This window comes from Vibrio sp. MM46, assembly GCF_027587135.1.
Taxonomy (GTDB): Bacteria; Pseudomonadota; Gammaproteobacteria; order Enterobacterales; family Vibrionaceae; genus Vibrio; species Vibrio harveyi.
In genome coordinates, this window is record NZ_JAPPTO010000009.1 from 218,803 (window position 1) to 230,887 (window position 12,085).

Annotated in this window: 10 protein-coding genes; 4 read left to right on the top strand and 6 right to left on the bottom strand. The window is 43.1% G+C overall.

What is annotated here, in order from left to right:
- Positions 1–225 precede the first annotated feature (225 nt).
- Positions 226–849 (bottom strand): helix-turn-helix domain-containing protein, encoded by a 624-nt coding sequence (locus tag OH459_RS12600; RefSeq protein WP_005431308.1) that lies wholly within the window; start codon positions 847–849, stop codon positions 226–228.
- A 379-nt stretch (positions 850–1,228) separates the two neighbouring features.
- Here OH459_RS12600 and OH459_RS12605 point away from each other — a divergent pair, with 379 nt between their 5' ends.
- The 3 genes from OH459_RS12605 to gcvP all read left to right on the top strand — a co-directional run bounded on the left by OH459_RS12605 (position 1,229) and on the right by gcvP (position 5,950).
- The gene (locus OH459_RS12605; RefSeq protein ID WP_005451650.1) at positions 1,229–2,524 is read left to right on the top strand and encodes a serine hydroxymethyltransferase; all 1,296 of its coding nucleotides are present in this window, start codon (positions 1,229–1,231) and stop codon (positions 2,522–2,524) included.
- Positions 2,525–2,575: 51 nt separating this feature from the next.
- Positions 2,576–2,956: a glycine cleavage system protein GcvH gene (gene gcvH, locus OH459_RS12610; protein ID WP_005451648.1), complete on the top strand. Its 381-nt coding sequence runs from the start codon at positions 2,576–2,578 to the stop codon at positions 2,954–2,956.
- 129 nt (positions 2,957–3,085) lie between these two features.
- Positions 3,086–5,950 carry an aminomethyl-transferring glycine dehydrogenase gene (gene gcvP / locus OH459_RS12615; protein WP_269986986.1) on the top strand — a complete coding sequence of 955 codons (2,865 nt, stop codon included), beginning with the start codon at positions 3,086–3,088 and terminating at the stop codon, positions 5,948–5,950.
- Between the two features lie 209 nt (positions 5,951–6,159).
- On the opposite strand, the gene OH459_RS12620 is transcribed toward gcvP, so the two are convergent.
- The 5 genes from OH459_RS12620 to OH459_RS12640 all read right to left on the bottom strand — a co-directional run bounded on the left by OH459_RS12620 (position 6,160) and on the right by OH459_RS12640 (position 11,190).
- Positions 6,160–7,230 (bottom strand): hypothetical protein, encoded by a 1,071-nt coding sequence (locus tag OH459_RS12620; protein WP_199479581.1) that lies wholly within the window; start codon positions 7,228–7,230, stop codon positions 6,160–6,162.
- On the bottom strand, positions 7,217–7,660 hold the full coding sequence (locus OH459_RS12625; protein ID WP_199479582.1) for a hypothetical protein: 444 nt from the start codon (positions 7,658–7,660) through the stop codon (positions 7,217–7,219). The genes OH459_RS12620 and OH459_RS12625 overlap by 14 nt, the downstream gene beginning before the upstream one ends.
- A 297-nt stretch (positions 7,661–7,957) precedes the next feature.
- Positions 7,958–10,438: a DEAD/DEAH box helicase family protein gene (locus tag OH459_RS12630; RefSeq protein WP_114092231.1), complete on the bottom strand. Its 2,481-nt coding sequence runs from the start codon at positions 10,436–10,438 to the stop codon at positions 7,958–7,960.
- 98 nt (positions 10,439–10,536) lie between these two features.
- The gene (locus OH459_RS12635) at positions 10,537–10,761 is read right to left on the bottom strand and encodes a hypothetical protein (protein WP_269986987.1); all 225 of its coding nucleotides are present in this window, start codon (positions 10,759–10,761) and stop codon (positions 10,537–10,539) included.
- A 285-nt stretch (positions 10,762–11,046) separates the two neighbouring features.
- Positions 11,047–11,190 (bottom strand): hypothetical protein, encoded by a 144-nt coding sequence (locus OH459_RS12640; RefSeq protein WP_244663332.1) that lies wholly within the window; start codon positions 11,188–11,190, stop codon positions 11,047–11,049.
- Between the two features lie 469 nt (positions 11,191–11,659).
- On the opposite strand from OH459_RS12640, the gene OH459_RS12645 reads away from it, so the two are divergent.
- The coding region (locus OH459_RS12645) for a hypothetical protein (protein ID WP_269986988.1) at positions 11,660–12,085 on the top strand (426 nt) is incomplete at its 3' end.

Genomic DNA, 12,085 nt, shown 5'->3' on the forward strand with positions numbered 1-12,085 from the left:
CGGCATTCAATGTGTTTCCAATAATAAACACGCTTGATTCAATTTTGCACGAACAAGACATCGCTCGACTTTCAAAAGTGTGACTTTTAACATTTTAATCACAACAAAACGCACAAAAAAGGCGCTCTGTTGAGTGAGATATCATCAACAGAGCGCCATCATAACGCATTCAAAACAGATAGCAATCGTTTGCTTTCACTATAGGAAATTTACAACTATTTATCACTATTTGGCAGTCACCCACAAAATGTGCGCGTCTTCCTCACTCACACTGGTCAACATATGACCCATGTTCGCATCGTAATACACACTGTCGCCTTCGCTTAATACAACGGGCTCATAGAACTCAGAATAAAACATAACCTCACCTGATAAGATGAGTAAAAACTCTTCCCCATCATGGCGAACCCAGTCTTTGTATTCATCAAAACTGCGCGCACGGATTTGACTCTTAAAAGGCATCATTTTCTTATTGGAAAGTTGAGTCGCCAGCAGCTCGTGCTCGTAAGTTTGGGTTGGGTGCGGTTTGCCCTCTTTCTTTTTGGTCACATCGCGACGCCCAGTTGCCACCTTTTTCCTTGGCGGTTCAAATAGTTGTGGCATATCGATCTGCAATCCGTGAGCTAGCTTTTGCATCGCTTGGAAGGTAGGAGAAATCTGTTCATTCTCGATCTTACTTAGCGTAGAACGCGCAAGTCCAGTACGTTGGCTCGCCTCTTCCAAAGTGATACCAAGTTTAGAGCGGATATCTTTAATGCGCTGACCGAGCTTAAGCGGTTCAATATTTTGGTCTTGTTGCTCTTTCGCCAACGTCATTGACGGGTATTCATCGTAAATGCTTTCTGCCATAAATCCCTCTGTAAATATCCTTTATTCCTTCCTATTAGCATTGTGCATGAACCCTATAATGGATAAAAGTCCACCGAGTTAATTAAAGCGTGCTCTTGTTAACAAAACCAGAAATCTCGTTTCCTATAGGAAATTTTTGGTTGATTGTTCGTTCCGCAAGCGCTATGTTACCAACTTGTTAGATGTAGAGATGCACATTTCCGTAAGAGATTGGACAAGAGAAACCACAATCCGACGGAGTTTTAACCCACTTATTCGGGTCGAAAGTCACTCTGTTCTGCTATGCAGTTCAGCTGTTTTGAGGACAAATGAGCCACCATCGCAATCAAACAACTATTTCTACTGCGGGTTCATTTTCAGATTTGGAAGGTCAACTACCATGAACAAGAGTTACCCTAACCACAGCTTGGAAAACTTTTTCTCTACCAACCTCTCCGCGACAGATGACGCTGTCTTTGCTGGAATTCAGGCAGAATTCGCTCGCCAAAATGAACAAATCGAACTTATCGCTTCTGAGAACATCGTGTCTAAAGCGGTAATGCAAGCTCAAGGCACATGCCTAACAAACAAATACGCTGAAGGTTACCCAGGTCGCCGTTACTATGGTGGTTGTGAGCACGTAGATACAGTGGAAGCCATTGCTATCGAACGCGCGAAAAAACTTTTCAATTGTGAATACGCAAACGTTCAACCACACTCAGGCGCACAAGCAAACGGCGCAGTAAAACTGGCACTGCTTCAACCTGGCGACACTATTCTTGGTATGTCTCTGGACGCAGGTGGTCACCTAACACACGGTGCACGCCCTGCACTTTCTGGTAAGTGGTTTAACGCAGTTCAATATGGCGTTGACCGCGAAACGCTAGAAATCAACTATGAAGACGTTCGCCAACTAGCACTTGAGCACCAACCGAAAATGATCATCGCAGGCGGTAGTGCTATTCCACGTACTATCGACTTCGCAAAATTCCGTGAAATCGCAGACGAAGTAAACGCGATTCTTATGGTCGACATGGCGCACATCGCCGGTCTTATCGCAACAGGCGCGCACCCTAGCCCGCTTCCTCACGCACACGTGGTTACGACTACAACCCACAAAACACTGCGTGGTCCACGTGGCGGTATGATTCTGACCAATCACGAAGACATCATTAAGAAAATTAACTCAGCGGTATTCCCAGGCCTGCAAGGCGGTCCACTGATGCACGTGATTGCGTCTAAAGCAGTCGCGTTCGGTGAGGCGCTTGGTCCTGAATTCAAAACTTATATTGATTCAGTGATCAACAACGCAAAAGTTCTAGCGGAAGTATTGCAAACTCGCGGTTGCGACATCGTAACCGGTGGTACAGACACGCACTTGATGCTGGTTGACCTTCGCCCTAAAGGCTTAAAAGGTAACAAAGCAGAAGAAGCACTAGAGCGTGCAGGTATCACGTGTAACAAAAATGGCATCCCATTCGACACAGAGAAGCCTATGATTACATCGGGCATCCGTTTAGGAACGCCTGCGGGTACAAGCCGCGGCTTTGGCGCTGAAGAATTCAAACTCATCGGTAATTGGATTGGTGACGTACTGGACGGTTTGGTGAACAACCCAGAAGGTGACGCAGAAGTAGAAAAACGCGTACGCAAGCAAGTGAAAGAGCTTTGCAGTCGTTACCCTCTTTACCAATAAAAGATTTATTAAATCAGAAACTATCCTGACAAGTTATTTGGAGATTAAGCAATGGACAAAACACTGAAGTTTACAGATAGCCACGAGTGGGTACGTGACAACGGTGACGGCACAGTAACTATCGGTATTTCAGAGCACGCTCAAGAGATGCTAGGTGACGTAGTTTTCGTTGACCTACCAGACGTGGAAGATGAAGTCGAAGCGGGCGAAAGCTTTTCTTTGGTTGAGTCAGTAAAAGCCGCTTCAGACATCTACTCACCAATCACTGGCGAAGTAGTTGAAATCAACGAAGAGCTAGAAGACAGCCCAGAGCTAATCAACGAAGAACCATACGAAGGTGGTTGGATTGTGAAAGTGAAGCTTTCAAACCCATCTGAGTTGGATGACTTAAAAGATGCGGAAGAATACCTAAGCTCTATCGAAGAAGAGTAATTAGGATGAGACGAAAGCTGTCCCCTAGCATAACGATTAGTGGACAGCTTTTTTTCTAGGTTCGGACGTATAATTTAGATTATCAGTAGCGTAAATCCGTTACCCGAACCAAGGAGTAGGTAAAGGACAATGACTGAATTACTTCAAAGCCTCAGCACACAGAATGAGTTCGTTGCTCGCCACAATGGACCAAACAAATCTGACCAACAAAAAATGTTGGAAGCGATCAACGCAGTAAGCCTTGATGCGCTTATCGACGAAACCGTACCAGCGCAAATTCGCCTAGAGCAGCCAATGAGCTTGGCAGAAGCGAAAAGCGAAGCAGACATGCTGGCAGCAATGCGTAAGTTCGCCGATCAGAACCAAGTTAAACGTACATTCATTGGTCAGGGTTACTACAACACCTTCACGCCAAACGTAATTCTGCGTAACGTGATGGAAAACCCGGGCTGGTACACCGCTTACACTCCTTACCAACCAGAGATCTCACAAGGTCGTCTAGAAGCACTTCTAAACTACCAACAAATGGTGATGGATCTTACTGGTATGGAAATCGCGAACGCGTCATTGCTCGATGAAGCAACGGCAGCAGCAGAAGCGATGACACTTTGTAAGCGTGCGGGTAAGAGCAAGAGTAACGTATTCTTCGTTGCTGACGACGTTCACCCACAAACCATCGAAGTGGTAAAAACTCGTGCGAAATTCATCGGCTTTGAAGTACTCGTTGGTTCTCTAGAATCACTACCAGAGCAAGACGTATTCGGCGCGCTAGTTCAATACCCAGGCACAACGGGTGAAGTTCGTGACCTAACGGACATCATCGCAAAAGCGCAAGCAAACAAAACGCTGGTAACGGTAGCGACTGACCTATTGGCTTCTGCCCTACTAAAACCTGCGGGTGAAATGGGCGCAGACGTAGCAATCGGCTCGGCACAACGTTTCGGCGTTCCTATGGGTTATGGTGGTCCACACGCAGCCTTCATGGCAACACGTGACAAGCACAAGCGCACTATGCCAGGTCGTGTTATCGGTGTTTCTATCGATACCAACGGCAACCAAGCTCTTCGCATGGCAATGCAAACGCGTGAGCAGCACATCCGTCGTGAAAAAGCGACATCAAACATCTGTACCGCTCAAGCACTACTAGCGAATATGGCGTCTTTCTACGCGGTTTACCACGGCGCAGAAGGTCTACGCACGATTGCTCGTCGTACGCACCACATGACAGCCATCCTAGCTGCTGGTTTAACTAAAGGCGGCTTCGAGCTTGCTCACAACAGCTTCTTCGACACCATCACCATCAATACTGGTGCACAAACTGAAGAGTTATACGCAAAAGCACTAGCGGCAGACATCAACCTACGTAAGTTGGGTACTCAGCTAGGTGTAAGCTTCGACGAAACCACAACCGTGGCAGACGTAGAAGCCCTATTCGCAGTATTCGGCGTGAAAGAGGAAGTCGCAGCACTATCAACTGAAATTGCTGGCAACGAATTTGCAGCGATTCCAGAAGCACTGCGCCGCACAACAGAATACCTAACGCACCCTGTGTTTAACACGCACCACAGCGAAACACAGATGATGCGTTACCTAAAACAGCTAGAGAACAAAGACTTCTCACTAACGCACGGCATGATCCCACTGGGCAGCTGTACGATGAAGCTGAACGCAGCAGCAGAGATGATTCCAGTAACTTGGCCTGAGTTTGGTTCGATCCACCCGTTCGCACCAGCAGAACAAGCAGCCGGTTACGCCGCACTAGCAAAAGATCTTAAAGAGAAGCTATGTGAAATCACAGGCTACGACGCATTCTCACTACAACCAAACTCTGGTGCATCAGGTGAGTACGCAGGTCTTATCGCGATTCAACGCTACCACGAAAGCCGTGGCGAAGGTCACCGCAACGTATGTTTGATCCCAAGCTCTGCGCACGGTACTAACCCTGCGACAGCATCTATGGTGTCAATGAAAGTGGTTGTTGTTAAGTGTGATGAAGAAGGTAACATCGACGTCACCGACCTAGCAGCGAAAATCGAGAAGCACAAAGACAACCTATCAAGCATCATGATCACTTACCCTTCTACGCACGGCGTATACGAAGAGCAAGTGAAAGAAGTATGTGAAATGGTTCATGCCGCAGGCGGTCAGGTTTACCTAGACGGCGCAAACATGAACGCACAGGTTGGTCTAACAACGCCGGGCTTCATCGGCTCAGACGTTTCTCACCTAAACCTACACAAAACCTTCTGTATCCCACACGGTGGTGGCGGTCCGGGTATGGGTCCTATCGGTGTGAAATCGCACCTAGCGCCTTTCCTACCGGGTCACATTGAAAACGGTGCAGACGGCGAAAACTTCGCAGTATCGGCAGCGGATATGGGTAGCGCGTCTATCCTGCCTATCTCTTGGGCTTACATCGCAATGATGGGCGAAGCTGGCCTAACAGACGCAACAAAAGTAGCGATTCTGAACGCGAACTACGTGATGGAGCAATTGCGCCCTCACTACCCTGTTCTTTACCGTGGCTCAAACGGCCGTGTAGCGCACGAATGTATTATCGACATTCGTCCACTAAAAGAAGAAACAGGTATCAGCGAAGAAGACATCGCGAAGCGTTTAATGGACTACGGTTTCCACGCTCCAACTATGTCGTTCCCTGTAGCAGGCACGCTAATGGTTGAGCCAACAGAATCGGAAGACTTAGAAGAGCTAGACCGCTTCTGTGATGCAATGATCGCAATCCGTGAAGAGATGGCGAAGGTTAAGAACGGTGAATGGCCGCTAGATAACAACCCGCTTGTTAATGCGCCACACACTCAAGTTGACCTAGCGAAAGAAGAATGGGATCGCCCTTACTCTCGTGAGCTTGGCTGCTTCCCTTCTAAAGCAACCAAATCTTGGAAGTACTGGCCAACAGTAAACCGCGTAGATAACGTATACGGTGACCGTAACCTAATCTGCTCGTGCCCAAGCATTGATAACTACGAAGATTAATTTTTGTAGCATCTAAATAGACAAAGGCGAACCGATTGGTTCGCCTTTTTTGTTTAGGGCAAGACTTTTAAAACTTGTTTATGGACAGATATGAGCTAGTGAATTCACTCCTACCTATTTAGGTGGGATTAGAAAAATTGAGTCAAATATTAGGAGGCAAAACGCAAAATTTTACCCTGTTTGTTCCCGATCTAGTTTGTATATTGAGTTCAGCTTAATTGTTCAATTATTTCATTGGCTACTTTGTGATATTGTGACGATTCTGGATTTAAGACAAATTTGTGACAGTCGGCAAGAAGCACAACTTTAAGCTGTTCTTGAGTTTTCTCATTACCTAGTAGGTCTAAGACATTGTGAAGGGTCATAGTGTAAATCATGCACTGATGAATAAGGGCGACGTTAGAATGTTCTCTATCATTAAGGAAGCACAAGTATTTTGCACATGCCTCATACGTTTTTAAATAATCTTGTTCTTTGTTGATTACGTAACTCTGGTTCTGGTTTCTGATATAATACATTATAAATGCGTTTGTAAATGGGCCGTCAGTTTCCCTTTTCAAGGGAATATGATCTAACCCCGCAAAATGAAGTAAATGTGATAGTATCTCACGAGTCTGATTTAGCTCACTGTACGCATCAATAGTATTAAAAAGTTTCCTTGGCTCTGCAATACCAACATTATAAAAATAAACATCCCCAAAAGTTCTTTTGTCAACGCGCTTCATGTGTAATTTAATTTGAAGTTCATCTATTTTTCGAGAAAAGTTATTGTTGAACTCTTCTGCATCGAAAGTCGAATTGTTTGTTTGAGTGTGGAGGTTAACACATAACTCATTCCACAGATTTACAACGTCCAACAAAGATGAGTTTTCTTTATTAGCATGGAGGTCTGTGTTAGAAAAAGAATTATCTGGAAAGATACTACGATAAAGAGGTAGCTTAGAGATGAATTTGATCTTATTATTTACCACACCCTCTATATCATCTAGTAACTGGTAGAACTCTGCTTTATGCGATTGGTACTGTTGTACTTTTTGTAACTCTTGTTGCTGCTCATGTTGGTGAGTTAAAAACTTAATTGTGCTACGAGTAAATATAGCAGCAGCTATTGCACCCGCAGAAGCTACGCCACTAAAAATAGCGCCGAACCACATAGCCCAATTCCCAAACTCAATAGAGCCATAAGGGAAAATAAAACCTGAAAGCATCAATATTACAAACGTAGATGTAGCGCCTAGTATAATAGCCGAAGTAGTAAAAGCAATTTTATGAGTTTTCATCTTTATGGTTCTCTATTTCAACGCTGTGATTACTGGTATGTTTATAATTCTGTAACTCATCGAGCAATAACTTGGTATTAAACTGAATGTAATTTAGCTTTTCATTAATAACTTTTAGCTTCTTTATTTCTAAGTTCTTTGATATCAAACTTTCTCTTAGCTTCAATATTTCATTATTCTTTATTGAAAGCTCTTCGTTTAGTGCTTCTACTTTTCGAATAAGGTTATCTGTGTTATTTAACTTATCGACAATGGCTTCATCATGAGTGTTCAGTAGTTTATATGTTTCAACTTGTAAGCGAAGACTGGAAATCTCATCTTGCTTTATTTTCCATGGAACCGTTACCACTAATACAGCAATGAAGCCCAATATCGTGCCAATTATTAGCTCATGCTTCGAGTTTTTAACTTTATCTAAAAATTCAATCATGGTATTTAAGCTTATGTTAGGAAAATGATATTATACATGAAATGAGTATTGGCTTAACGTTTGGTGATTAATTTCTATCGGTTTGAGACTATGACCGACATTCTATATTTGAATGGAACGAACAGGGTCAGGTCTTCCGTTTTGCTCCCCTTTACCATTAGCTCATGTATTACACAAACATATTATCGTGTCTGTGTTCCTCGTCGATACTAACTTGTTTTGGGGCAATTCTGAGTTAGTGACTTTGCTACTGCCGTACACCTAAGGAAGCGTCAGCTCCCTTAGGTGTCATTGATGCTATCCTTTAAAAGGTACAGTATAGTGTTCAACTATATCCTGACCTCGAAGCTTGTAGGTTGCCAACTTTTCACGTATTGCATCAACATTATTAATCTCGTTATGAGTAGAGATAGACTCAAAGAAGCTGAGAGCGTTGTGACGAAGTTCTTGTAACTTTTGGTCATTGACAATACGGATAGTCGGCTTAGGTGAAGATGCGTATTCAAACTGCACCGAAGGGTGAACCATTATCGGCGTATGCTGACTCGTAAAATCATACTGGTTTTCAAACCATGTGGAAGAACCATTTAATTGATTACAGTAGCTTTTGTTTATTGTGTCAGAAGTAGCTTCATTTTTACACTCAATAACCAAATACTGCTGATTCCCAATAGACCAGAGGTTATCTGGTCCTTTGTTATAAGCAAGTTCTGGGCGTTGACTATTGAAGCCTAACATTTTGGCTAGGTTATCCATTGCAGCTTCAAACTTATTCGCTGACTTAGGTTTGAAATACAAGTCGTCGATAACAGCATTTGCAGCGATAATCATTTTGTTTTTTATCAAGAACTTACTACTTAAATAGCTTGAGCACTGCTCTGCTTGTTCTTGAGTTAAACCATTGACTTTAGTGTAGCTAAGTCCAGATAATGGCTTTAAAAGCCTTTGGTTATAGGTGTTTGCATTAAGCAGTATCAACTGAGCCTGACTTTCATCATTGATGTTCGTATATTCAGCTAATACTTGCTTTAGGTATCCTTTTAAAGCGTTATCGTCGCAAGTATTCGCTGTAGCTTCAATTATGCGACATGCGCCATTAACATCACCACGAATCGCTGATAAGTAGGCATCATAAAGCGAAAGCTTAATTGGTTTACTTTCGGTTCGTTCTTCATAAGTCAACTGAGCGAGTTGCCCTTTACTAAACCCTACCCACTGCGCATCTTGAAGTAAACAGTAGTCCATTAACTTTTCCAACTCTGAAGCAGGTTTATCTGCGACCTGCGCTGCAACACTTTCCGATATGTTCATCTGTGCACGAGTAGCTGGTGAAAAGTTTTCGATAGCATTATCTGTATAGATGGTGCTTGTCAGTCCCTTGCCAGTTAGTAAAACCACACAATAGTCATCGCTTGAACGGACCCCACGCCCCATACCTTGCTCGATACGTTGAATCTTCTCAACATTGTCATAGTTACTGGACATAAGTGAAGACTGCTTCACTCTATCGATCAAATTTCTAGCATCAGGTAAACCGTCTATAACTAAGAGCCTACAGGCCGTTTGAGGTAGGTCAATGCCATCATAACGGTTATTTAGAACCACTAAGCCAACGTGTTGAGCTTTCAATCTAGCAACCCCTTCACTAATATTGCTTGAACTCAATGTCAGATCAGCAACATCTTCCCATTGTTTAGCGCGATATGTAGACGGAGCAATAACTACCACATTGTGTTTTTTAGACACGCTTGTGCATAGTTGTTGTATATCTTCGTCTGTTATTTGTGGGTTAATAACTTGAGGAAGCAAGATCATGCGGTCACCGACATCTCCGGCACTATCAGGAGTTATCGGATTGGATAGTTCATTAGGTCTCACTCCGAAATGAGTAGAAAGAATACTATCGTCTGCAAGCGTTGCAGTCATAAAGATCTTACGTGTTGCTTGTCCCAATGCTGGTATTACAGAAATAGGGATGAAATGAGGAGAAATCTCGACCTTCTCTGCACTAAACACGCAGTTTGCTAACTGGAGGTGGTTCTTAAGCAGTGGGTATGAAAACTCGATGACACGTTCATTTTTGTATTTTACAAGTGATTGTGTAACTACTGCCTGTTGCTTTTGCCAGCTCCAGAAAGGTACTTGCAAGAAAGCACTTGGGTCACCGCTTAAGATCTCATGATATTTAGCATAATTCTGCCTTTCCAGAACGCTGTCAAATGTAGAACGTAGTTCATTGTATAAAGGAGAAGTACTGGGGATCTCCATTGTAAATTGCTGGTCAACAGTATCTAAGCATGCATGAGCATCATCAATAATGATACTTCCAATTGGCACTTTAATGCCTTCATCATCAACGCCAAAAACAGAACGTCCATTCACAAGCTTATGAATATTAATCACAAGTATACTATTACCTGATAGATATCTCGGGTCATGCGGATTTTTTGTCGTATCAATGCCAAGTTCTTTGGCTTCCGATACTACTTGATCTACAAGATAGTTATCAGGTACGACATAGACCGCAGGTCCTTTCTTTTCATTCAAACAACTTTTTAACACAAGTAGACCCACTGACGTTTTACCACCGCCAGTATTCATCTTGATCACTAAGTTGTTAGTATCCCTTCTGTCATACCACTTCGTCCAAACTTGACTTTGAACATCACGTGGGTACTGAAACTTTCCGCTAACTTTGGGCAAAGCCTGAAAGATCTCTCGTGGATTGAAAGAGCTATCAACAGGGTTCGTGCCGCCTAACTGACTAAAATCTAACATTTATTTACCTTATTGCACGCTAGTGTTTAGCCAACTATATTCATATAAGAGTGACAGTACAACGATCAGCTTCACAGCCATTCCAAATGTTTTTGAAGTTAAAGCTGATTGCGGCAACGAATCGCCGTCAAATGACTAGAGATCACACAGCCCATACATGGTTGATCAAGTGTGTATAAATTCATTACCAAAATTAGAGTAAGTAGCCACTCAAGCAGGACTAATAAAAGAGACCATAAATCATTTTGGGGCAGAACTAAGCGAGAGAAACCGTAAGACAGTATCAACATCGAATAGATGTATTCGTCGTAATTCCGTTTCACTTTTTTGGGTTCATTTTAAACACTAACTCCACAGCGCGCTTCGAGAGATTCCTAGTCTCGCCTAGTCTCGCCTAGGCTCGCTGGAATGACTCGGCTGAAAGAGCCGAGTGTAGTGGTTCAGCTTGTGTGTCTAAATTTGAGTAATCCACTATCACCAAGCTTCAAGATCGAAAAAGGCGAATCGTGTGGTTCGTCTTTTAGTATTGGATTGGATGACTGACTTGAGGCTGAGATGTTTAGGGTGCTAAACCGAAATCAATCAAGGGCAACTTGTTCCGACCTCCCCTAATCACCAGTCAGGTTATTGCTCTTTACCACCGCGACGTAGTTCTCAATCACTGGGTGAGCAAACTGTTCCGGTTCGTACATCACCCAGCGTTGCGCTACGGTGAGATCAGTAAACGAACCATCCTTGAAATCACCACGCAACGTACATCAAATTGTTCAGCATACTTACCTTCGCTTAGGTAAGAGACTTCAATACTCCCGATATCGTGGTCGTCAGACAACAATAAGTCATGTATCCAATTATGTGATTCCATAAATTCATTTTAAGCGAGGCTTTAGTTTGAAGACGAACTTCGCTGCCCACACTACAGTTGTATCAGCCGTCAAGCCAAAGACTTCGATGTGAGTTTTAAAGCGAAAATGGGCTTGGTATGGCTAAAACTTGCCGTGTTGGCTTACTATCAATCTAAATAAGACTGCTCGGCTTCGACAACGAATTACGCAGCAAAGCCAACCATGAAAGTAATGGACATATTATTTACATTATTTTTTAAAGTGCGCCTAGATATACGATTTAGCATGACTTAATTTGAAAACTGGGGCAGCCTTAGGCTAGCACTTGAGATCATTAGGACATAGTATCGCCTCACGCGTGGGAATGAGTTGACCTGTGTACGATATTGGCAAGCGAATGGTCAAAATACTGGTTTTCCTTATGAGTGCCACAATATTATTGCTCTCAACAGGTTGTAACGCAGATATGTTTAATTTCTTCAAATCAAAAAAGTTTCAATACACACTTAGCTCAGAGATCACTGGCAGCTTATACTTAGGCGGGAAAGCGTTTACTAGCGAGGTAGTTTATCTACACACGGCTTTTTCTAACAACCGTTATATCACCGAGACAATGACGTCAGAAAAGGGTTATTTTCATTTCGAACCCACATACCACTATCAGACGTTTAAAGAACCTGCCCTTCATGAGTCCTCTAGCTACATTGGCATTTACATTTTTGTAGATGGCAAAAAACACTACTTACTAGAAGCTCGTTTTTCTGATGTGAAACCCTATGAATTTATTTCAGATAATCTTCTT

Excerpts from the sequence above, each read along its gene's own strand:
- OH459_RS12625 (WP_199479582.1), bottom strand. The coding sequence starts at position 7,660 with ATGATTGAATTTTTAGATAAAGTTAAAAACTCGAAGCATGAGCTAATA.
- gcvP (WP_269986986.1), top strand. The coding sequence starts at position 3,086 with ATGACTGAATTACTTCAAAGCCTCAGCACACAGAATGAGTTCGTTGCT.
- OH459_RS12605 (WP_005451650.1), top strand. The coding sequence starts at position 1,229 with ATGAACAAGAGTTACCCTAACCACAGCTTGGAAAACTTTTTCTCTACC.
- OH459_RS12600 (WP_005431308.1), bottom strand. The coding sequence starts at position 849 with ATGGCAGAAAGCATTTACGATGAATACCCGTCAATGACGTTGGCGAAA.
- gcvH (WP_005451648.1), top strand. The coding sequence starts at position 2,576 with ATGGACAAAACACTGAAGTTTACAGATAGCCACGAGTGGGTACGTGAC.
- OH459_RS12620 (WP_199479581.1), bottom strand. The coding sequence starts at position 7,230 with ATGAAAACTCATAAAATTGCTTTTACTACTTCGGCTATTATACTAGGC.
- OH459_RS12630 (WP_114092231.1), bottom strand. The coding sequence starts at position 10,438 with ATGTTAGATTTTAGTCAGTTAGGCGGCACGAACCCTGTTGATAGCTCT.